Here is a 21,413-nt window from a genome sequence, read left to right as displayed (position 1 = left end):
AGGGCCGCGGCACCGCGCCGCGGCCCTCCGCCGTGCCCGCGACCCTCCACCGTTCCCGCGACCGCCGGCCGTGCCCGCGACCGCCCGGCCTTCCCCGGAAAATAGAACGTGTTCTAGTATCGCCGTGCGCCGCCGACCCGGCGGCGTGCCCGGCGACCGGAGGGTGGCATCGTGACCGCGGAACTCAAGCTCGGCATCAACGTCGGCTACTGGCAGAGCGAGCCCGACGACCAGACCGAGACGGTGCTGGCCGCCGAGCGCTGCGGATACGACTCGGTCTTCACCGCCGAGGCCTACGGCTCCGACGCCTTCACCCCGCTGGCCTGGTACGCCGCCCGGACGTCCCGCATCAAGCTGGGCACGGCCGTCGTGCAGATGTCGGCGCGCACGCCCGCCGCCACCGCGATGCACGCGCTGACCCTCGACGCGCTGTCCGGCGGACGGGTGATCCTCGGCCTCGGCGCGTCCGGCCCGCAGGTCGTGGAGGGCTGGTACGGGCAGCCCTTCCCCAAGCCGCTCGCCCGCACCCGCGAGTACCTCGACATCGTCCGGCAGGTCTGGCGCCGCGAGGAGCCGGTGACCAGCGAGGGCCCGCACTACCCGCTGCCGTACCCGGGCGGCGCGGGGCTCGGCAAGCCGCTGAAGTCGATCGTCCACCCGCTCCGCCCGGAGATCCCCGTCTACCTGGGCGCGGAGGGGCCGAAGAACGTCGCGCTGTCCACCGAGGTCGCGCAGGGCTGGCTGCCGCTGTTCGTCGACCCCGAGCAGATCGAGCCCGTGTTCGGCGGGTCGCTGGCGAACCGCCCGGACGGCTTCGAGATCGCCGCGACCGTCACCACGATCGTCACCGACGACCTGGCGTCCGCGCTGGAGTTCGCCAAGATCCCGCTCGCGTTCTACATCGGCGGGATGGGCGCCAAGGACCGCAACTTCCACCTCGACCTGATCGGCCGGCTCGGCTTCGCCGAGCAGGCGCAGCGCGTGCAGGAGTTGTTCCTGGACGGCCGCCGCGCCGAGGCGATCAAGGCGGTCCCGGACGAGCTCGCCGACTCGATCTCGCTGCTCGGTCCCCTCGGCCGGATCAAGGAGCGGCTCCGGCTGTGGCGCGACAGCCCGGTCACCACCGTGCTCATCGCCGGTGTGAAGGACGAGCCGACGCTGCGCGCGATCAAGGAAATGGTGGACGGCTGAGCAAGGCGTACGTACCTTCTCGCCCAGAATTATCACGTATCGGAAAGTTCCCGCCGTCACGGAGCGGGTTCTACGTTCGGGATCAGGCCACCCCGAGTTACCGGGGCATGGGGAGGGGCGGTCCGGCATGCGCCGGGCCGCCCCTCCCCATTTCGGGGTGGACCGCGGGCGGGCGGCGGAACCCGCCCGTAACCGATCACACGCGGCACGATGGAATGGAGGCGGCGAACCGGGCGCTGCACCGAAGGCACCCGGAGATCAGAGACTGGAGATGGGACACACGATGTCCACGCAGGAAGACGCCGCTCGGCTGCTCGTCCGCACCCTGGAGGCCGAAGGCGTCGAATACGTGTTCGGGATACCCGGCGAGGAGAACATCCACTTCGTCCACGCCCTGAACGACTCCCCCATCCGCTACATCCTCGTCCGCCACGAACAGGGCGCGGCGTTCATGGCCGAGATCTACGGCCGGCTCACCGGGAAGGCCGGCGTGGCCTCCGCGACGCTCGGCCCCGGCGCGATCAACCTGCAGCTCGGCGTCGCCGACGCCACCACCAACAGCACCCCCGTCGTCGCGATCTCCGCACAGGTCGGCCTCGACCGCATCTACAAGGAGTCGCACCAGATCGTCGACCTGGTGTCGCTGTTCCGCCCGATCACCAAGTGGTCCGAGCTGGCGCCGACCGCCGAGGCGCTGCCGGAGATGGTCCGCAAGGCGTTCAAGACCGCGCAGACCGAGCGTCCCGGCGCCGTCTACCTGGCCATCCCCGAGGACGTCGAGTCGGCCAAGGTCTCCAGCGCGCTCAAGCCGCTGCCGGTCAACATCGTCCGGCCGCAGGAGCCGTCGCCCTCGCAGATCGCCCGCGCCGCCGACGTGATCGCGCTCGCCCGGCAGCCGATCGTCCTCGCCGGCCACGGCGCGACCCGCGACCGCGCGGGCGAGGCGCTGATCCACTTCTCCGAGCAGCTCGGCCTGCCCGTCGCCACCACCTTCAACGGCAAGGGCGTCTTCCCCGACGACCACCGCAACGCGCTCGGCGCCGTCGGCTTCATGCGCCACGACTACGTCAACTTCGGCTTCGACGAGGCGGACGTCCTCATCGCCGTCGGCTACGAGCTGCAGGAGTTCGACCCGGTCAAGATCAACCCGAACGCCGACAAGAAGATCATCCACATCCACCAGTCCCCCGCCGAGGTCGACGACCACTACCCCGTCACCGTCGGCATCCAGGGCGACATCTCCCGGTCCCTGCGCGCCCTCGCCGGCAGCGTCCACCGCCGCTGGGACGTCAACGGCACCGGCGAGAAGATCCGCCGGATGATGCGCGACGAACTCGCCGAGGGCGCCACCGAGGACGGCTTCCCCCTCTCCCCCCGCCGCATCGTCGCCGACGTCCGCGCCGCCATGGGCCGCAGCGACATCGTCCTGGCCGACACCGGCGCGGTGAAGATGTGGATGGCCCGCATGTACCCGACCTACGAGCCGAACACCCTGCTGGTCTCCAACGGCCTGTCGTCCATGGGCTTCTCCGTCCCCGGCGCCCTCGCCGCCAAGCTCGCCCACCCCGACCGCCGGGTCCTCGCCGCCACCGGCGACGGCGCCTTCCTGATGAACTCCCAGGAGCTGGAGACCGCCGTCCGCGAGAACATTCCGATCACCGTCCTGATCTGGGACGACTCCGCCTACGGCCTGATCGAGTGGAAGATGGACCTCGACATGGGCGCCAGCTCCCACATCAAGTTCGGCAACCCGGACTTCGTGAAGTACGCCGAGAGCTTCGGCGCCCGCGGCTATCGCGTGGAATCGGCCGACGAGCTGCTCCCCACGCTCCGCAAGGCCCTCGCCGAGGACACCGTGTCCGTCATCACCGTCCCGGTGGACTACTCCCACAACCTCCAGCTAACGGACAAGCTGGGCGACCTGACCGGCCCGTTCTGACCCACCCGCCGCACCGTCCATGGTATCGAATAACCATTCGAGACCATGAACGGTGCGCGACCGTTCGATTACCGTTAGTTTGCGTTCCATGCCAACGAGTGCACACGAGCTCCCGCTGGAGATGGTCCGCAACCGGCCCGAGCTCGTCCCCACGATCCTGCGGACCGTCTTCGGCCTGGACATCCTCGGCGAACCCAGCATCACGTCCGAATCCTTCGCGGATCTGAACCCGGCCGAACTCCGCTGCGACGCCACCGTCCTGTTCGACGCCCCGGAAAGGCCCGCCCACGGTGTCATCGTCGAGTCACAGCAGCGGTTCGATGGTGGCAAGCACTACAGCTGGCCCGCCTACATCGCACTGCTCCGGCTACGCCACAAGTGCGGGGCGACCCTGCTCGTCCTCTGCCCGGACCAGAAGAGCGCCCGACGGTGCGCCGCCCCCATCGACATGGGCCACCCGAACTGGGTGCTGGAGCCCCTGACCGTCCACCCCGGCATGCTCCCCCCGATCACCGACCCCGCCGAAGCCGCCCGCATCCCCGAACTCGCCGTCCTCAGCGCCCCCGCCCACGCCGACGGCCCGCACGCATCCGCCGTGGTCAGTGCCGTCGCGGCGGCCATCGACACACTGACCGGAGACGCCGGCCCTCTGTACCATGACTACCTGAGGACGCTGCTCTCCGACGCTGCCCGCAAGCTCCTGGAGGACACTGTGAAGACCGCCGGCTACGAGTGGCAGTCAGACTTCGCCAAGACCCACATCGCCGAGGGCCGCACCGAAGGACGTGCCGAGGGACGCGTTGAGGGACGCACCGAGGAGGCGGCCAAGTCGGTGCTGCTCGTCCTGAAGGCACGCGGCCTGGCGGTTCCCGACCACGTTCGCGAACGCGTCACCGGCTGCACCGACACCGACCAGCTCGAACGCTGGATCCAGCGCGCCGCGACCATCGACCACGCCGAAAACCTCCTCGACTGACCACCGGGCCGGCCCCGTCCTCTTTGGGCGGGGCCGGCCCGGGGGTGGGATCTAGGGTGGGCGGTGTGGGTGGCGAGGGTGTGTTGGCGGGGCGGATGGGGTTGTAACGGGGGTTGGGCGGCGGGCCGGGATCGGGTTCGCGGTGGCGCGGGAGCTGCTGGACGCCGGGGCGGGTCGTTCGGCGGGCGGTGGAGGTGTTCGGGGCGGTCGACGTGGTGGTGGCGAATCATGCGCGCAGTGCCGAGCAGACGCTGGACGAGGTCACGGCGGACGAGCTGGACCGCTGCTGGGCGGTGAACGCCCGGGCGAGCGTGCTGCTCGCCCAGGCGTTCGCGGAGGTCCACGACGACGCGCGGCCGGGTGGGCGGATCGTGCTGTTCACCTCGGGGCAGCATCTCGGGCCGATGGGGCGGGAGATCCCGTACGCGGTGAGCAAGGGCGCGATCCATCAGATGACGCTGACGCTGGCCGATGTGCTGGCCGATCGGGGGGTCACGGTCAACGCGGTCAATCCGGGGCCGGTGGACACCGGGTGGGCGGATGCCGCGTTGACCGCGAGGGTCGCCGGTGCGTTGCCGTTCGGGCGGTGGGGGAGGCCGGACGACGTGGCGCGGCTGGTGCGGTGGCTGGTGTCGGACGAGGGGCGGTGGATCACCGGGCAGGTGATCAACTCTGAGGGGGGTTTCCGGCGGTGGGGCGTCTGAGGAGGAGGCCGCCGGCGGCGAGCAGGGCGAGGGCGATCACCGCGCCGCCGTAGACGTCGGCGGTCTCGCGCAGGCCGATGTGGGTGGTGGCGATGCCGGCGGCGACGGCGGGCAGGCTGAAGGCCAGGTAGCTGAGGGTGTAGACGGTCGCGAAGAGGGCGGCGCGGCGGGCCGGTTCGGCGAGGCCGGCGGCGATGCGGAAGGCGCCGAGGAACGCGGCGCCGAAGCCGAGGCCGGAGACCACGGTGGCGGTGAAGAACAGCGGGGTGGACTCGGCGGCGAGCGCGGTCAGGGTGAGGGCGAGGCCGACGGCGAGGACGAGCGAGCCGCCGATCATCATGGGCCGGGGCGGCCGGGGGCCGGTCGCGATGACGGCGGTGGCGCTGGCGGCCATCAGGGCGAAGACGACGAGGCCGCCGACCAGGTGGTTGTGGACGCCGAGGACGCCGGCGGCGAGCGAGGGGCCGAGCGACATGTAGAGGCCGACGACGCCCCAGGTGGCGATCAGGCTCGGGACGACCAGCAGGAACGTTCCACGGGCGCCGCGCGGGACGCTGACCTGCGGGCGCAGCGAGGCGAGGGCGCCGGGCCGGCGGGCGGACGTCTCCGGCATGGCGAGGATGCCCGCGACGGCGAGGGCGCACAGCGCGGCGAGCAGCCAGTAGACGAGGGTGGTCGGCGCGGGGGCGTACTGGACGAGCAGGCCGGAGCCGAGGGCGCCCGCGCCGAGGCCGATGCCGGGGGTGGCGCTGTTGACCAGGGAGGCGAGGCGCTGGTCGTGCGGGGGTTGCAGGTCGACCAGGCCGGCGCTGATCGCGCCGGTGGCGGTGCCGGTGGCCAGGCCCTGCAGGATGCGGGCGGCGACGAGCCAGCCGACGCCGTCGGCGGCGACGAACAGCAGCATGGCGGCGACCTGGGCGACGAGCGCGGCGGCGAGCACGGGGCGGCGGCCGATGTGGTCGGACAGGGCGCCGACCGTGACGAGGGCGACCAGCAGCGCGAGCGCGTAGACGGCGAAGACCACCGTCAGCGTCGTCGCGGAGAACTTCCATTCGGCCTGGTAGACGACGTAGAGGGGGGAAGGTGCGGCGGCCGCGGCCATGAACGCCAGGAGCGTGGCGGTGAGGGTCCAGAAGGCGGCGGCGCGGGGCAGCCGGCGGGGGCGGGGGCCCGCGGCGGGTTCGGTTGCTGGGAGGGCGGTGGTCACGAGGACTCCTAAAGCAAAGATATTGGCTTTAAGAGACGGTACTCGCCTCCCGGCGCTAAAGCAAAGAATATTGCGTTAACCTGGTCGCCATGAGCACCGCCGCCCGTCCCGCGTCCGCGCGGCCCGGTGGGCGCAGCGCCCGCGTCCGGGACGCGGTGCACCGCGCCGTCACCGAGCTGATCTGCGAGCGCGGCGCCGACCGGGTCACGATCCCGGCCGTGGCGACGCGCGCGGGGGTCAATCCGACGACGGTCTACCGGCGCTGGGGGACGGTGCCCGCGCTGCTCGCGGAGGTGGCGGCCAAGGAGCTGGACGCCGACGCCCCTCCCCCGCCGACCGGCGACCTGCGCGCCGACCTGGCGGCCTACGCCGAATGGGATCTGGCGCATCTGGCGCGCCCGGGCGGCATCGCGTTCTTCCGCGCCGAGGTCGCGGCCGACCTCGACGAGCGGAAGGCGGGCCTGCGCGAGTGCCTGCGGCAGGTGACCGGCGACCTGGAGGGCATCCTCGCCGCCGCGCGGGAGAACGGCGCGACCGGCCTGCCGTCCCTCGACCAGATCATCGACCGGGTGGTCGCGCCGCTGTACTTCAGGGTCGTCTTCGCCGTCCCCGGCACCGACGCCCGTTTCGCCCGCGAGCTGGCCGAGGAGTTCCTCGACGGAAGGTCCTGACCGGGACGCGGCGGCCCCCGGCGCCGCGTCCCCGGCCCGGCTCAGGCGCGGCAGATGATCTCGCAGTTGGTGACGGAGTACCAGCCGTCCTCGGCGGCGGCCCACTCCTTCCAGCCCTCGTAGATGTGCTGCAGCTCGTCGCGGGTGGCGTAGCCGCCGGCGACGGCCTTGTCGGCGACGGACGAGTCGCGCATCCGGCCGCCCCAAGACTCGCTCCACCACTCGCGCTCTTCGGGGGTGGCGTAGCACCAGGCCGACGCGGACGCGGTGATGTCGGTGAATCCGGCCCGCCGCGCCCAGGAGACCAGGAGTCGCCCGCCGTCCGGCTCGCCGCCGTTGCCGCGCGCCACCTTGTAGTAGATGGACCGCCAGGGGGCCATGGCCTCGGGTTCGGGATACCAGACCATGGAACCGAAGTCGGCGTCGCGGGCCGCCACGATCCCGCCGGGCTTGGCGACGCGGCGCATCTCGGCCAGCGCCCGGACGGGGTCGGCGATGTGCTGCAGGACCTGGTGGGCGTGGACGATGTCGAAGGTGCCGTCCGGGAAGTCCAGATCGTGGACGTCGGCGACGGCGAACTCGGCGTTGGTCACTCCCCTGGCCGCCATGGTCCTGCGCGCCTCGTCCAGCACGACCTCGGCGGCGTCGGCGGCGACGACGCGTCCGGGCGCGACCAGCTCGGCCATCCCGGCGGTGATGGTGCCCGGGCCGCAGCCGACGTCCAGGACCGAGACCCCCGGGCGCAGGTGCGGGACCAGGTAGGCGGCGGAGTTCTCGACGGTGCGCCACTGGTGCGAGCTCAGGACGTTCGCGTGGTGGCCGTGGGTGTAGGTCGCGTTCGCGGACATCGGGATCCCCTCTCTGTCGGTGCCTGCACCCTACGCCCACTTCTCATACTTTGAGAACTGAATCTCACGATGCGAGACGGCGGGATGCCGGACATGCGAGAGGGGGCCGAGGCACGATGGCCTCGGCCCCCTCTCGGAGCCGGTTCGTCGGGCGGCCGCCGTCAGGCCGCCCCGTCCGTCACGCCGCCAGGGCGATGCGCCGGCCGGCGACGCGCCGCGCGGCGGGGACCGCCGGGACGGGCGCCGGGGCCGGGGCGGGCAGCGGCTCGATCACGGTCAGCGCCGGGGGAACCTCGGCGTAGGCGTTCAGCGTCGCGTGGGTGAGTTCGGTGAGCCACGGCTGCACGACGGTCCGCTCGGCGGGCCCGTGCAGTCGCGGGTGGGTGAGATGGAATGTGCCGGTCGCTTCGCTCACTGTCGACACCCCTCATTCCTTGACCCGGCGGCCCCGCGCCTGTGCGACGGCCACCGGTTGTCACATACCCCTAGGTACGTATGCACAAGCCACGCGGTTCGGCGGCTGTTCCCGAACGCCCCAGGTTGTCCCCTAAGTCACATCCAATCTACGCAGCACCTCTGACATTTCTCGAACAGGTATTCGGCTAGTCCGGGGTGGGCGCGGGGTCGGTGGTGACGGCGCGGAGCAGCGGGCGGCTCAGCGCGCTCGCGCCGAGGATCCCGCCGAAGCCGACCGCGACGAAGGCGGCGAGCGTCACGGCGCCGGACGCGCCGAACCCGATGGCGAACGGCGAGGCGAAGAACAGCCCGGTCGCCAGCGAGCCGCCGCCCATCACCACGAGCGGGATCAGCGTCTCCTGCCGCCGGGCCCGGTCCAGCACCCGCAGCGGGGTGCCCGCCAGGCGCAGCATCGCGTAGGCCTGCCTCCGGTCCAGCACCGCCGACGCGCCGGTGATGCCCGCGCTGGTGATCGCGATGAGGAACGACACGACCAGCACGGTGAGCGCGCCCGTCCGCAGGTCGGCCAGGAGACGGTCACCGGCCCTGTCCTGGTCGGCCGGGGTGGTGGCGACCTGGCCGGGGACGGCCGCGGCGAGCGCCGTGCGCGCCTCGTCCACCGCGCCGGCCCCGCCCCGCACGGCGATCGTCACGACGGCGTCGCGCGCAGCGGGCGGCCCGGGCGACCTCGGCGCGGACGGGTCGCCGGCAACGGGCTGCTTCACCGAGACGCCCGCGTCGATCCCGTGCAGCCCGCTTTTGACCTGCTCGGCGACGGCGGCGGCCCGGGCCGGCGGGACGGTCAGCCGCAGCTCGCCGGACGGCTTCGTCCCCGACGACGCGGTGCCCATCAGCGCGAGGAATCCCGCGACGAACCCGGTCAGCGCGACGCCGGCGACCGTCCGCCAGGCCGAGCGCGGGTCGTCCACCAGCCGGCGCCCGGCCAGCAGCCGCGCCGGGCTCCGCGCGAGGCCGACGGTGACGCGGCCGATCAGCGCGACCGCCCACGGCCCGGCGAGGTTGATCGCGACGAAGGCCAGCGCGAGGAACAGCAGCATGATCACCAGGCCGAGCCGGCCCATGCCGGTCAGCCCGCCGCTCGTCGCACCGAACGCGACCACGACCGCGGCGAGCAGCAGCAGCCGGACGGCGCGCATCGCCGGCGGCGTCTCGCGGCGGGCGACGCCGAGCGGGCTCACCACGACGCGGCGCAGCCCGACGACCGCGCTGGCGCCGACCAGGACGGGCACCGCCGCGAGGACCGCCGCGACGGTGAGCGCGCCCGGCCACAGGTCGGCGGCGTACCAGCCGCCGCCCGCGATGGTGATGCGGGTAAGAGCGGGGATCGCCGCCGCGTACAGAACGGTCCCGGCCAGCGCGCCCGCCGCCGCGGTGAGCACGGCCTCGGCCGTGGTGATCGCGACGACCTGCCCGGGCGTGGCGCCGACCAGCCGCAGCGCGGCGAGCCGCCGGTCGCGGCGCGCCACCGTCAGCCGGGCGGCGGCGCCGCCGAACACCAGCAGCGGCACGACCATCAGCACCGACGCGATCGCGACGAGCGCCTGGTAGACGGCGGCGGACACGGCGGTGTCCGTCGGGAACCGCGCGATCGCCGTCGGTTCGGCGGTGCCCTCCGTCCCGGCGAGGCCGTTGCGGTGCGCCGTCATGGCGGGATCGCCCGGGCGGTGGCCGACCACGGCGACGAGCTCGCCCGGGTGGATCAGCGCGTCCCGTCCGAGCGTCCCGACGCGGGCGGGGAAGCGGCCCGCGAGCTGGCCGGCGGGCAGGTCCTTCATGAGCCGGGCGAGCGCGGGCGAGGTCCAGGTCTCGCCCGGCTTCGGGAAGCGCGGCATGCCCGGCGGGGCGGGCGCGTCCGGTTTCAGCGCCGCCAGGTTCACGACGGTGATCGGCTCGCCGCGGACGGAGTCGGTCGCGAGGGCCTCGACCATCACCGGGTGCGCGTCCGCCTTCCCCGGATGCCGCCACGCGTCGGCGTGGGAGCGCTGCGCGAAGGCGAGGTTGGCGCTGACCGCGAACAGCAGGAGCCCGGTGGAGACGGCCACCGCGGCGAGGGTGAGCATCGAGCCGAGCAGGTTGCGGCGGCCCCCGCCGCGCAGCAGCCGCCAGGTCAGCTCCAGGGTCGTGCGCATCACGCCGCTCCGGGGACGGGCTGCCGCACGCGACCGTCGCTGACCTGCACCGTCCGGCCGCACCAGCGCGCCACGGACGGGTCGTGCGTCACCACGACCAGCGACGCGTCGTTGTGCCGGGTCGCCTCGGTCAGCAGCCGCATCGTCTCGTGGCCGGTGGCCTGGTCGAGCGCGCCCGTCGGCTCGTCGGCGAAGACGACCGCGGGACGGGGCGCCAGCGCGCGGGCGATCGCCACCCGCTGCGCCTGCCCGCCGGACAGCTCGCCCGGCCGCCGGCCCTCCAACCCGCCGAGCCCGAGCGGGCCGAACCAGGAGCGGGCGGCCTGGACGGCCTCCCGGCGCGGCGTCCCGTTCAGCATGAGCGGCAGCGCGACGTTCTCCTCGGCGGGCAGTTCGGGGAGCAGCTGCCCGAACTGGAAGACGAACCCGAACCGGGTGCGGCGCAGCGCGCTGCGGCGGCGCTCGCCGAGCGCGTCGATCCGCTGCCCGAGCAGGTGCACCTCCCCCGCGTCCGGGCGCAGGATCCCGGCGAGGCAATGCAGCAGGGTGGACTTCCCGGAGCCGCTCGGTCCCATGATCGCGACGGCCTCGGCGCGGCCGACGGCGAGGTCGACGCCGTCCAGCGCGACGGCGGTGCCGAACCGCTTGGCCAGGCCGCGTCCCGCGAGGACCGGCTCCGGCCGCCCGGGGAGAGGGGTCTCGCTCACGCGGCGGCCCTCCGCCGATCCGCGGCGGACCGCAGCTCGACGACCTCGCCGGGCTCGACGCCGGTTCCGGCGCCCGGCTCCGAGGGGCCGCGGGACCGCCGGTCCCGGATCGACTCGGTGATCTCCCGAACGGGGATCACCAGGCCGCCGTAGATCACGAAGATGGCGAACAGGACGATGAGGGGCGTGTAGACCAGTTCCATGGCCCAAGCGTGCGCCGCGCCGGGCCCCGCCCGCATCGGGCACAGGTTCGGTCCGGGCGGCCGGGCATCGGCCGAACGGCCGATCCGGGGGTCCGCTCGGGGTCGTAACCTCCATAGTCGTGAGCGACACGGGAACGGGGCTGGACCGCATCCACTCGGTGGGCGGCTGCCTCGTGCGCGCCGCCTACGGCGGCTTCGCCTCCCTGTACCTGCTGGCCGCGCTGGTCGCGGTGCACCACGAGCCGCCTCAGCTGCTACTGATCGTCTTCGCGGCGGCGGCGAACGCGGCGGCGCTCGCACCGTCCCGGTGGCTGGTCCGCGCCGCGGTGGCCGCCGGGGCGCTGTCGGTGGCCGGCAACGCCTGCTTCAGCACCGTGGTCGAGCTGCACCACAGCAACCCCGGGGTGTTCGCCGAGATCGGCGGGCTGCTCATCGTCATCGCCCGGACGGTCTGGAAGACCGGCCGGGACCGGCTCGTGCCGCTGACCGTGCTGCTCGGCGTCGCGGTGCTGACCATCCCGCTGCGCTGGTCGCCGATGGGCGCGCTGGTGTTCACCGCGCCGCTCGGCATCACGGTTGCGGTCGCCCTCGGCGTCGGGCTCTACCTGCGCGCGGTGGACGCGCGCCGGGCCCGGTCGCTCGCGGCGGCGCGCCGCGACGAGCGGCTGGAACTGGCCCGCGACCTGCACGACTTCGTCGCCCACCACGTGACCGGCATCGTCGTCCAGGCACAGGCCGCGCGGTTCGCGGCGCAGGTGGGCGCGGCGCAGTCGCCGGATCAGCTCGACACCATGTTCGCCGGGATCGAGAAGGCCGGCACCGAGGCGCTGACGTCGATGCGGCAGATGGTCGGCCTGCTGCGGGACGCGCAGCACACCTCGGCGCCCGACGGCGAGGCGTTCGGGGGCGGCGGCGCGCAGCCGGGCGAGCCTGCGACCCGGCCGGTCGGCGACCTGTCCCGGCTGCGCGACCTGGTCGCCGGCTTCAGCCACCCGCCCGCCACGCTCGCGCTGGCGCCCGACCTCGGCGCGCTGCCGCCCGAGGTCGCCGCGTCCGTGCAGCGGGTCGTGCAGGAGTCGCTGACCAACATCCGCAAGCACGCCGCCGACGCCGGGTCCGTCCAGGTCGCGGTCGTGCGGGTGGGCGGCGGGTCGGTGGAGGTCAGCGTCCGCGACGACGGGCAGGGCCGGGGCCGCCGGCTGCCGTCCTCGGGGTTCGGGCTGGCCGGGCTGACCGAGCGGGTCGACGCGCTCGGCGGGCGGCTGCGCGCCGGGCCCCGCCCGGAGGGCGGCTGGGAGGTCGTCGCCGTGTTCGACTGCGGTGCCCGTGGCGCCGGGCGCTAGAGCGCCTTCCTCCGACGAGCGCCGCGTGCGGTCGCGGAAAGGGCCGGCGGCTCATCCGCTCCGACGACACTGGAGAATGTGGACATGACCATCCGTGTGCTGATCGCCGACGACCAGCAGATGGTCCGGACCGGATTCCGGATGATCGTCGACTCGCAGCCCGACATGGAGGTGGTCGGGGAGGCCGCCGACGGCGCCGAGGCCGTCGCGCTGACCCGCCGGCTCCGTCCCGACGTGTGCCTGTTCGACATCCGGATGCCGAAGATGGACGGCCTGGAGGCGACCCGCCTCGTCGCCGGCCCCGACGTCGCCGACCCGCCGCGCGTGGTGATCGTGACCACGTTCGACATGGACGAGTACGTGTACGGGGCGCTGCGCGGCGGCGCGGTCGGCTTCCTGCTCAAGGACAGCGGCCCGGCGCTGCTGGTCGAGGCGGTGCGCGCGGCGGCCAACGGAGGGTCGCTGGTGTCGCCGTCGATCACCGTCCGGCTGCTGGAGCGCCTGGCGCGCCCGCCGGCGGCGCCCGCGCCGCCCCGCGAGCAGCCCACCGACCGGGAGCTGGACGTCGTCCGGCTCGTCGCGCGCGGGCGCACGAACGAGGAGATCGCCGCGGAGCTGTTCGTGTCGCTGTCCACGGTGAAGACGCACCTCGGCAGCGTGATGCACAAGCTCGGCGCGCGGAACCGGGTCGAGGTCGCGGCGTGGGCGTGGGAGTCGGGCCTGATGACCTAGCCGCCCCGGGACGGGGGCACGGCGCGCACATCGCAACAGCTACGGGGGAACGGCACTGGCACCGGAGTCGATCGACGGCATCCCGCCGGCCGTGGCGCTCATCTGGATCATGTGCGCCGCCGGGTGGGGGGTGGTCCTGGCCGGGCTGCGCCGCGGCCTGCGCGGCCCGGAGCGCGGGCCCGCGCTGTTCGCGCACACCGCCGCCCCGGCGGGCGTGGTGCTGATGTCCGCGCTGATCGGATACGGGTCGCTGTACGCGACGATCGCGCTGGCCGCGCAGTGGTGGTCGCTGTCGGTGGTGACGGGGTTCCGGCCCGCCCGGCTCGTGGCCGGAGGCGGCCTGGGGCGGCTCGCCGCGTGGCTGCTGCTGACCGCCGCCGTGACGTATGTGACGGGGCGCCTCGTCCTCGGCCGGTAGCGGCGGGGCCGCGCCTGAAGATCCGCGGGACGAGTGCGAACCCTTCGCGGGCCAACCAAGTCAAACCTACGTAGTATCCGAAGCAGCGAATCGCAAAAAAGGGTCCCCTCGGAGGTGAAACCATGCCGTGTGCACTATGTGGCGACATCATCCCGTCCGAGGTCGCCCGGTGCCCGGCATGCGGAGCCTGGGCGCGGCGCCGCGACTTCCGCGCCGTCGGCGTGGCGGTGTTCATGCTGCTCGGGTTCGACGCCTTCGTCTCGCTCGGCTCGGGGATCAGCCTGCTGAGAATGTCCCGGCCGCTGCACGACGCCACCCATGACACCTACAACGCGTCCGCCACCGGCAAGGCCCTCGCCCCGTACGGGGACGTGTTCCTGATCGGCGCGATCATGGCGGGGGTGACCGGCCTGCTGTACCTGGCGTGGCTGTGGCGCGCCTACGGGCAGTCGCCGGGGCCGCACCGCCATCACCGCGCCTGGGTGCTGCTCGGCTGGTTCTGCCCGGTGGTCAACCTGTGGCTGCCGCCCCGCATGGTCTACGAGGTCTGGGTGAACAGCGGCCGGTACCGGACGGCGGAACGGCAGGCGGCCGGGCTGGTCGTGGCCGGCTGGTGGGGGTGCGCCCTGCTCGGCCTGCTGTTCGCCCGCATGTTCGGCCACGGCAGCGTCGACACCCTCGCCGACGCCCGCTTCGACGTGCACGTCGGCGTCGCCGCGTCCGCCTTCCAGGCCCTCGCCGCCGCGCTGTGCATGGCCACCGTCTTCCAGATCACCCGCCTGCAGATCGTCCGCGACTAGCTCGGCGCCGGACCGGACGAGCCGCCGCTCGTGTGCCACAGCGGGACGCGGGGAGGGGAGCCGCCGGCGGGCGCTATGTCGGAGTACGGGGACATCGCGAAGCCGGTCGGCTGGACGACGCGGCGGCCGACCGGGCGTGCCCGCGGCCCCCGCTCCGCCCTGCGGCGGCGGACGGCGTCCATGCCGCCGTCCCGCCACCGCTCGAACAGGGACGTGAGGTCCCAGCAGGCCGTCGCGGTGATCGAGACGGCGCGGGCGCCGGCGTGCCGGACCCGCCCCCGCACGACCAGCAGCCACGAGCCGAACACGGTCGCGGCGCAGCGTTCCTGCACCGACTCGAAGAAGGCCAGGTCGACCGGGCCGGTGGAGTCGTCCAGCGTCGCGAAGATGACCCGCTGCCCCGACCGGACCGCCGGGGTCTGCGTCGCGACCTTCACCCCGGCCACCAGCACGTCCGACCCGTTGGGACGGCCGGGCAGCTCGGCGGCGCGGACGACGCCGAGCCCGTCGAGCAGCGCGTCGTAGAAGCCGAGGACGTGCCGGCTGACGTCCATGCCGAGGACGTCCAGCTCGGCCTCGACGACCTCGGCGGGCGTCATCGGCGGCAACTCGCCGAGCGGGACGGGTTCGGCGAGGCCGATCTCGACGCCGGACAGGGCGCCGTCGCCGTCCTCGTAGCCGAGCGGCAGCTGCCCCTCGACCACGGCGGGTCCGGTGCGGCGGGCGGTGACGCGGTCGAGGGCGCCGACGCGGCAGAGCAGGTCGCGGCGCGGCACCCGCTCGCCCGGGTACAGGGCGTCGAACGCCCCGGCGAGGACGAGGCGCTCGGCGGTCGGGCGCGACACCCGGGCGCGCCGCCAGAAGTCGGTCAGCGACGCGTACGGCCGCGCGCCGACGATCGTCCCGACCTCGGCGTCGCTGATGCCCCTGAGCTCGTTCAACGCGACGCGGATCCCGGTGTCGCCGCCCTCGGAGACGGGTTCGGCGTGCCACTCCGGCGCGGACCGGTTGACGTCCAGCGGCAGGATCGGGACGCCGAAGTGCCGCGCGTCGTCCAGGATGACCCGCTTGGGGTACATGCCGGGGTCGTGGGTGAGGACGCCGGCGTAGAACGCGGCGGTGTGGTGCCGTTTCAGCCAGGCGGACTGGTAGGTCGGCAGCGCGAACGACGCGGCGTGGGCCTTGCAGAACCCGAACGCGCCGAACGCGGTGAGCGTCCGCCAGACCCGTTCGACGGTCGGCTCGTCGTAGCCGCGCGCCCGCGCCCGCTCGCGGAACCAGGCGCCGACGACGGCCTGGCCGCGCTCGTGGTTCAGGCTGCGCCGCGCCGCCTCCGCCGTCGACAGGCCGCAGCCGGTCATCACGTCGAAGACGCGCAGCACCTGCTCGTGGAAGACGACGACGCCGAGGCTCTCACGCAGGGCCGGTTCGAGATCGGGGTGCGGATAGTCGGGGTCCCTGAGCCCGGCGCGGGCGTCCAGGAACGGCATCACCATGTCGGAGTTGACCGGCCCGGGGCGGAACAGCGAGATGTCGATGACGAGGTCGTCCAGGTTCCACGGCTGGAGCCGGCCGATCAGCTCGCGCTGGCCGGGCGACTCGATCTGGAAGCAGCCGAGCGTGCGGGACGTGCGGATCAGCGCGTAGGTGTCGGGGTCGTCGCGCGGGACGGCCTCCAGGTCGATCTCCTCCCCCGTCACCCGCGCGACCTCCGCGACCGCGTGCGCCATCGCCGACTGCATCCGGACGCCGATGACGTCGAGCTTCAGCAGGCCCATCGCCTCGACGTCCTCCTTGTCGAACTGGCTCATCGGGAACCCGAGCGCGCTCTGCTCGACGGGCACGCGGTCGCGCAGCGTCGCGTTGGACAGCAGCACCCCGCACGGGTGCATCGCGATGTGCCGGGGCAGGCCGTCCAGCCGCTCGGCGATGCGGAACAGCACGTCCAGGCGGCCCTGCGACAGGTTGCTCTGCCGCAGTTCCGGCAGGTCGCGCAGCGCGGCGCCGATCTGGCTCGCCCGGATGTGCGGGAACGCCTTGGCGATCGCGTCGATCTCCTGCGGCGGCAGCCCGACGGCGTTGCCGACGTCGCGGATCGCGCTGCGCGCCCGGTAGGTCTCCATCATCGACACGCAGGCCGTGCCGTCGGCGCCGTACCGGTCGAACAGCGCCCCGTAGGCCTCCAGCCGCCGCGCCGACTCCACGTCGAGGTCGATGTCGGGCAGGCCCTCGCGGCTGTCGGCGAGGAACCGCTCCATGACCAGGTCGTGCCGGAGCGGGTCGAGGTCGCCGATGCCGAGCAGGTGGTTGACCAGGCTGCCCGCGCCCGAGCCGCGGATGGCGCACCGGATGCCGCGCGAGCGGATCAGCGCCGCCGCGTCGGCGACCGTGAGGAAGTACGGGGCGAGGCCCTTGCGGGCGATCACCGCCAGTTCGTCGGCGAGCCGCTCCTCCGCGCGCCGGGCCCCAACGAGGCCGCGCCGGACCATCCCCTCCGCACAGCGGGCGGCGAGCCGGGCGTGCGGATCACCGGTCACCTCGGGCAGGTGCACCGCGTCCATCCCCAGGTCACGGCCCGGATCCAGGACGCAGCGCGCCGACAGCCGGCGCGTCTCGGCGAGCAGCGCGTCCGCCTCGTCCGGGCCGCAGGCCAGCTCCGCTGCCCGGCGCATCCGCGGCTCCGGCTTCAGGTAGGCGTGCCCGGTGCGGTCGTCCAGGTGCCGCCGGTCCAGCGGGACGAGCCGGCGCGTCACGTCCAGCACCTGCGCCACCGGATGGTCGGCCGGCTCCAGGTACCGGACGGCATTGCCGAGCACCGCGGGCACCCCGGACTCCCGGGCGAGCGCGAGCATCCGCGCCGCCCGGTGCCCGTCCCCCACGTCGTGGTGGTTCACGATCTCGATCACCGTCTCGGCCGTCGCCCGCCACCGCGCCAGCAGCCGGGACGCCACGTCCGGGCGCCGTGCGGCGACGGCCCGTCCCACGTCGGAGGCCGGGCCGAGCAGGGCCACGAGCCCGTCGGCGTGCGCGCCGACCATCTCCCGCGTCGTCACCGGGCGGCCCCGCTCGCCCGCCGCGTGCGCCGCGGTGACCAGCCGGCACAGCGACCGCCAGCCGGTGCGCCCCTCGGCCAGCACCACGACCCGCTCGCCGCCGGCGAAGCCGAGGTCGGCGCCCACGACCGCGCCGATCCCCGCGTCATCGCACGCCTGGACGTGCCGGACCGCGCCGTACAGCCCGTCCCGGTCGGTCAGCGCGAGCGTCTCCATGCCGAGGTCCGCCGCACGGGCGGCGAGCGCGGCGGGCGGCGCCACCCCGTACCGCAGCGAATACCCCGAAGCGACATGAAGGTGCACGTCAATCCCATACCCGGGAAAGAAGCCATGTGTCGGACGCCGCGTCGTAGCGCAACTCGTAGACCCCGATCTCCCGGTCCGGGGTCGCCTCGACCCGCCAGAACTCCCGCTCGCCGGTGGCCTCGCCGTCGGGATGCTGCTCCCGCCACCAGTCGCGGGTCGTGACCCAGTGCTCCAGGACCCGCCGGACGCGGTAGAGCCGGCCACGCCAGACGAACCGGACCGGACGCCCGTCGCTCACCCAGACGTCCACCGGGTCGCCGAACACGCGTGTCATCTGCCTCCCCCTCGTGCTCGCCGCACGGGGGAAGGGAGCATGCGGCCGTTCGAACATACGTTCGCGACCGAGTCTAGAGACCCCCGCGACGCACAAGCAAGACGGGGTGCGGTGGACGCGCGGGCTCAGCCGAGCAGGCCGGCGATCCGGTCGGCGGCGACGGCGGTGGTCGCGGCGTCGGCCATGCCGCCGCCGGCCCACAAATAGGACCAGCCGGCGCCGACGGGGGTGACGACCACCATGACCTGCCGGAGCGTGCGGGGCCCGTGGACGCTCAGCACGCTCTCGCCGGGGCCGGCGAGGCGGCAGGACAGGCCGCGGGCCTCCAGCTCGTACGCCAGCGCCGCCAGGTGCCGGCGACGCACCTCGGCGATCTCTCCTCCATCGGCTACAGACACCCGCATCAGCCGCCTCAGCATGGACCGGGCCGCCCGCCGGCGACCATGAGCGATCGCGCGGCGACGGTTGGTGACCGGCTCTCAGGATGACCCGTACCGGCGGGCCGCGCAGCGGAAACGCCGAGAGTGGGACGGGGTTTTCCGCGCCCGGCGCCGATGGTCCGGGCGGGCGGGGCGGCGCGGCATCCCCGGGTGCGCCAATCGGCCGGCGGGCACCGGGCCTTCCGTATAACGGAACCCGGTTCGGATACGGAGGGTCCGTCCGTGATAGAAGCCTCTCTGAGACGGGCGTCCCGCGCCCGGCCCCGGAGAAGGAGTCAGCCGATGACCCCCGCCCCCGCCGGCGACGAACCGGGTCCCCCGGAAGGCGCAGGCGTCCCGGCGCGCACCGAGCGCGCCCTGGCCGGGCTGCGCGAGCGCAAGAAGCAGAAGACGAGGCTCGCGCTGATCGACGCGGCGCTCGAGCTGTTCCTGGAGCAGGGCTACGAGGCGACGACGATCGACGAGATCGTGGCGGCGGTGGAGGTGTCGCAGCGCACGTTCTTCCGCTACTTCGCCACCAAGGAGGACGTCGTCACGAGCTTCCCCGCCGAGCACGACCACGTGCTGGCGGAGGCGCTGGCGGAGCGGCCGGAGGGAGAGCGCCCGTTCACCGCGCTGTTCGAGTCGCTGCGCGTGGTGCTGCGCACCATCGCCGGCAGCGACCCGGCCGACAGTGAGCGGTTCCGCCGCGTCCGGCAGGTGATCGAGGCGACGCCGTCGCTGATCTCTGCGCAGATGGCGCGGTACAAGGCGGCCGAGAGCGACCTCGCCGCCGTGATCGCGCGGCGCGAGGGCGTCGACCCGGTGAACGACCTGCGGCCGCAGATCGTCGTGGCGTTCTACTCGTCGGCGACGCGGATCGCGTTCGAGGACTGCGCGCGGCAGGACATCTGGGACCCCGAGACCGTCGCGGCCCGGGTCGAGGAGGCCGTCGCGCTCGTCAGCCGCACCATGCGCGACTGGGTCTGACGGGCCGGACACGACGGGCTGAGCGTGACGGAATAGCCCGCGGGCATGGCGGGTTGCGGCGTTCCGGAGGGTTCCCCGAACGGCAGGAGTGGAAATGCGCGCGATCGTCGTCTCCGAGAGCGGCGGCCCGGAGGTGCTGAAGGCCGGCGAGCGTCCCGACCCGGTCCCCGGAGCCGGGGAGGTGCTCGTCGACGTGGCGGCGAGCGGCGTCAACTTCATCGACGTCTACCACCGGACGGGCGCCTACGCGCAGTCGCTGCCGTACGTGCCGGGCGTGGAGGGCGCGGGCACGGTGGCCGCGGTCGGCGACGGCGTCGCCGACTTCGCGGTGGGCGACCGGGTGGCCTGGTCGAACGTGCCCGGGTCGTACGCGCAGCGGGCCGCGGTCCCGGCGGACAAGGTCGTGCCCGTCCCGGACGGCGTGGGCCTGGAGGACGCGGCGGCCGCGCTGCTGCAGGGCATGACGGCGCACTACCTGACGCGTTCGGTGCACGAGGTGAAGGCGGGCGACACCGTCCTCGTGCACGCGGCGGCGGGCGGGATGGGCCTGCTGCTCACCCAGGTCTCCAAGGCGGCGGGCGCGCGCGTCATCGGGACGGCGTCGACGCCCGAGAAGAAGCGGACGGCGCGGGACGCGGGCGCCGACGAGGTGCTGGACTACGACGGCTTCGCCGACCGGGTGCGCGAGCTGACCGGCGGCGAGGGCGTCGCCGTGGTGTACGACGGCGTCGGCGCGCCGACGTTCGACGGCAGCCTGGCGAGCCTGCGGCGGCGCGGGGTCCTCGCGCTGTACGGCGCGGCGGGCGGGAAGGTGCCGCCGTTCGACCCGCAGCGGCTGAACGCGGCGGGTTCGCTGTTCCTGACGCGGCCGACGCTCGCGCACTACACCGTGACCCGCGAGGAACTGCTGGAACGCGCCGCCGACGTGTACGGCTGGATCGCCTCCGGCGAGCTGGAGCTGCACATCGGGCACCGCTACGACCTCGCCGACGCGGCCACCGCGCACGCCGACCTGGAGGCGCGCCGCACCACGGGCAAGCTGCTGCTGATCCCCTGACGAACCGCGCGCATCGATGATCAGGGCGGCGCCGGCTCCCTTAGCCTTGCCTCCATGACGACATACACCGCCGATCCCCTCGAACAGGACGAGCCCCGCGTTCTCGGGCCCTACCGCCTGCTCGGCCGGCTCGGCCGCGGCGGGATGGGCACCGTGTACCTGGCCGCCGAGCCGGACGGGCGCCGGGTCGCGGTGAAGGTCGTCAACCGGGAGCTGGCCGGGGAGCCGGCGTTCGTCGCCCGGTTCCGCCGCGAGGTCACCGCCGCGCGCCGCGTCCACCGGTTCTGCACCGCGCCGGTGCTGGACGCCGAGCTCGACCAGGACCCGCCGTACGTCGTCACCGAGTACATCGACGGGCCGAGCCTGGAGGCGGCCGTCAAGGAGCGCGGGCCGCTGCCCGGCTCGGACCTGGAGTCGATCGCGGTCGGCGTCGCGACGGCGCTCGCCGCGATCCACGGCGCGGGGATCGTGCACCGCGACCTCAAGCCCGCGAACGTGCTCCTGTCGTCCACCGGGCCCCGCGTCATCGACTTCGGCATCGCCCGCGCCCTCGACGCCCCCGACGGCCCGACCCGCACCGGCCAGTTCGTCGGCACCCCGTCCTACATCGCGCCCGAGGTGCTGCACGGCGGGCCGGTCGAGCAGGCGTCGGACGTCTTCGCGTGGGGGTGCGTCATCGCCTACGCCGGGACGGGCCGCCCGCCGTTCCAGGGCGAGTCGGTCGCCGACACCTTCCGCCGGATCGGCGCGGAGGAGCCGGTGCTGGACGGCCTCGACCCGCGGCTGCGCGCCGTCGTCGCCGCCGCGCTCGACAAGGACCCGCGCAACCGGCCGACCGCGGAGCGGCTGCTCGCCCGGCTCGTCGGGCAGGAGCGGGCCGACCCGGAGCGGCTCGCGGAGACGGTCTCGGCGACCTGGCGCCGCCCGGACGGCGCGCGGCCCGCGCCGCCGGCACCGGGTCCACCGCCC

21 protein-coding genes are annotated in these 21,413 nt (G+C 74.0%); 12 read left to right on the top strand and 9 right to left on the bottom strand.

The window, feature by feature from the left end:
- Positions 1–171 precede the first annotated feature (171 nt).
- The 4 genes from ABD296_RS38395 (at position 172) to ABD296_RS38380 (ending at position 4,810) form a co-directional block, all read left to right on the top strand.
- Positions 172–1,191 carry an LLM class F420-dependent oxidoreductase gene (locus tag ABD296_RS38395; RefSeq protein WP_344279316.1) on the top strand — a complete coding sequence of 340 codons (1,020 nt, stop codon included), beginning with the start codon at positions 172–174 and terminating at the stop codon, positions 1,189–1,191.
- Between the two features lie 283 nt (positions 1,192–1,474).
- Positions 1,475–3,130 (top strand): acetolactate synthase large subunit, encoded by a 1,656-nt coding sequence (locus ABD296_RS38390; RefSeq protein WP_344279314.1) that lies wholly within the window; start codon positions 1,475–1,477, stop codon positions 3,128–3,130.
- An 88-nt stretch (positions 3,131–3,218) separates the two neighbouring features.
- Positions 3,219–4,106 (top strand): hypothetical protein, encoded by an 888-nt coding sequence (locus ABD296_RS38385; RefSeq protein ID WP_344279311.1) that lies wholly within the window; start codon positions 3,219–3,221, stop codon positions 4,104–4,106.
- A gap of 113 nt (positions 4,107–4,219) precedes the next feature.
- Positions 4,220–4,810, top strand: coding sequence for an SDR family oxidoreductase (locus tag ABD296_RS38380; protein ID WP_344279308.1), 591 nt, complete (start codon positions 4,220–4,222; stop codon positions 4,808–4,810).
- Here ABD296_RS38380 and ABD296_RS38375 read toward each other — a convergent pair.
- Entirely contained in the window at positions 4,773–6,017 is a 1,245-nt protein-coding gene (locus tag ABD296_RS38375; protein WP_344279305.1) for an MFS transporter, read from the bottom strand. The two genes, ABD296_RS38380 and ABD296_RS38375, sit on opposite strands and share 38 nt — an antisense overlap.
- Before the next feature lie 89 nt (positions 6,018–6,106).
- Here ABD296_RS38375 and ABD296_RS38370 point away from each other — a divergent pair, with 89 nt between their 5' ends.
- Positions 6,107–6,688, top strand: a complete 582-nt coding sequence (locus ABD296_RS38370) for a TetR/AcrR family transcriptional regulator (protein WP_344279302.1) — start codon at positions 6,107–6,109, stop codon at positions 6,686–6,688.
- A gap of 41 nt (positions 6,689–6,729) precedes the next feature.
- Here the strand turns inward: ABD296_RS38370 and ABD296_RS38365 are convergent, their stop codons facing one another.
- The 5 genes from ABD296_RS38365 to ABD296_RS38345 all read right to left on the bottom strand — a co-directional run bounded on the left by ABD296_RS38365 (position 6,730) and on the right by ABD296_RS38345 (position 11,052).
- On the bottom strand, positions 6,730–7,536 hold the full coding sequence (locus ABD296_RS38365) for a methyltransferase domain-containing protein (protein ID WP_344279299.1): 807 nt from the start codon (positions 7,534–7,536) through the stop codon (positions 6,730–6,732).
- A gap of 178 nt (positions 7,537–7,714) precedes the next feature.
- The gene (locus ABD296_RS38360; protein WP_344279296.1) at positions 7,715–7,951 is read right to left on the bottom strand and encodes a hypothetical protein; all 237 of its coding nucleotides are present in this window, start codon (positions 7,949–7,951) and stop codon (positions 7,715–7,717) included.
- 187 nt (positions 7,952–8,138) lie between these two features.
- Positions 8,139–10,142, bottom strand: coding sequence for an FtsX-like permease family protein (locus ABD296_RS38355; protein ID WP_344279293.1), 2,004 nt, complete (start codon positions 10,140–10,142; stop codon positions 8,139–8,141).
- Complete coding sequence (locus tag ABD296_RS38350; protein ID WP_344279290.1) at positions 10,142–10,849, bottom strand: ABC transporter ATP-binding protein; 708 nt, start codon at positions 10,847–10,849, stop codon at positions 10,142–10,144. The genes ABD296_RS38355 and ABD296_RS38350 overlap by 1 nt, the downstream gene beginning before the upstream one ends.
- A complete protein-coding gene (locus ABD296_RS38345; RefSeq protein WP_344279287.1) occupies positions 10,846–11,052 on the bottom strand; it encodes a hypothetical protein in 207 nt (68 codons plus the stop codon). The genes ABD296_RS38350 and ABD296_RS38345 overlap by 4 nt, the downstream gene beginning before the upstream one ends.
- Before the next feature lie 119 nt (positions 11,053–11,171).
- Between ABD296_RS38345 and ABD296_RS38340 the strand changes: the two genes are divergently transcribed.
- The 4 genes from ABD296_RS38340 (at position 11,172) to ABD296_RS38325 (ending at position 14,345) form a co-directional block, all read left to right on the top strand.
- Entirely contained in the window at positions 11,172–12,395 is a 1,224-nt protein-coding gene (locus ABD296_RS38340; RefSeq protein WP_344279284.1) for a sensor histidine kinase, read from the top strand.
- An 84-nt stretch (positions 12,396–12,479) separates the two neighbouring features.
- Positions 12,480–13,127, top strand: coding sequence for a response regulator transcription factor (locus ABD296_RS38335; protein WP_344279280.1), 648 nt, complete (start codon positions 12,480–12,482; stop codon positions 13,125–13,127).
- Between the two features lie 91 nt (positions 13,128–13,218).
- Complete coding sequence (locus ABD296_RS38330) at positions 13,219–13,545, top strand: hypothetical protein (RefSeq protein ID WP_344279277.1); 327 nt, start codon at positions 13,219–13,221, stop codon at positions 13,543–13,545.
- A 122-nt stretch (positions 13,546–13,667) separates the two neighbouring features.
- Positions 13,668–14,345: a DUF4328 domain-containing protein gene (locus ABD296_RS38325; protein WP_344279274.1), complete on the top strand. Its 678-nt coding sequence runs from the start codon at positions 13,668–13,670 to the stop codon at positions 14,343–14,345.
- Here the strand turns inward: ABD296_RS38325 and ABD296_RS38320 are convergent.
- The 3 genes from ABD296_RS38320 to ABD296_RS38310 all read right to left on the bottom strand — a co-directional run bounded on the left by ABD296_RS38320 (position 14,342) and on the right by ABD296_RS38310 (position 18,382).
- The gene (locus ABD296_RS38320) at positions 14,342–17,701 is read right to left on the bottom strand and encodes a DNA polymerase III subunit alpha (protein ID WP_344279271.1); all 3,360 of its coding nucleotides are present in this window, start codon (positions 17,699–17,701) and stop codon (positions 14,342–14,344) included. The two genes, ABD296_RS38325 and ABD296_RS38320, sit on opposite strands and share 4 nt — an antisense overlap.
- A 1-nt stretch (position 17,702) precedes the next feature.
- A complete protein-coding gene (locus ABD296_RS38315; RefSeq protein WP_344279268.1) occupies positions 17,703–17,978 on the bottom strand; it encodes a DUF6504 family protein in 276 nt (91 codons plus the stop codon).
- A 125-nt stretch (positions 17,979–18,103) separates the two neighbouring features.
- Positions 18,104–18,382, bottom strand: coding sequence for a hypothetical protein (locus ABD296_RS38310; RefSeq protein WP_344279265.1), 279 nt, complete (start codon positions 18,380–18,382; stop codon positions 18,104–18,106).
- Positions 18,383–18,700: 318 nt separating this feature from the next.
- On the opposite strand from ABD296_RS38310, the gene ABD296_RS38305 reads away from it, so the two are divergent.
- The 3 genes from ABD296_RS38305 to ABD296_RS38295 all read left to right on the top strand — a co-directional run.
- On the top strand, positions 18,701–19,387 hold the full coding sequence (locus ABD296_RS38305) for a TetR family transcriptional regulator (protein ID WP_344279263.1): 687 nt from the start codon (positions 18,701–18,703) through the stop codon (positions 19,385–19,387).
- Positions 19,388–19,481: 94 nt separating this feature from the next.
- Positions 19,482–20,444 (top strand): quinone oxidoreductase family protein, encoded by a 963-nt coding sequence (locus tag ABD296_RS38300; RefSeq protein ID WP_344279260.1) that lies wholly within the window; start codon positions 19,482–19,484, stop codon positions 20,442–20,444.
- A 54-nt stretch (positions 20,445–20,498) separates the two neighbouring features.
- Positions 20,499–21,413, top strand: a 915-nt coding sequence (locus tag ABD296_RS38295) for a serine/threonine-protein kinase (protein ID WP_344279257.1), incomplete at its 3' end; no start/stop codon positions are given.

Source organism: Actinomadura napierensis, assembly GCF_039529375.1.
Lineage (GTDB): Bacteria > Actinomycetota > Actinomycetes > Streptosporangiales > Streptosporangiaceae > Spirillospora > Spirillospora napierensis.
The sequence above is the reverse complement of the archived record's forward strand: the minus strand, read 5'-3'. Positions and strand labels throughout refer to the sequence as shown.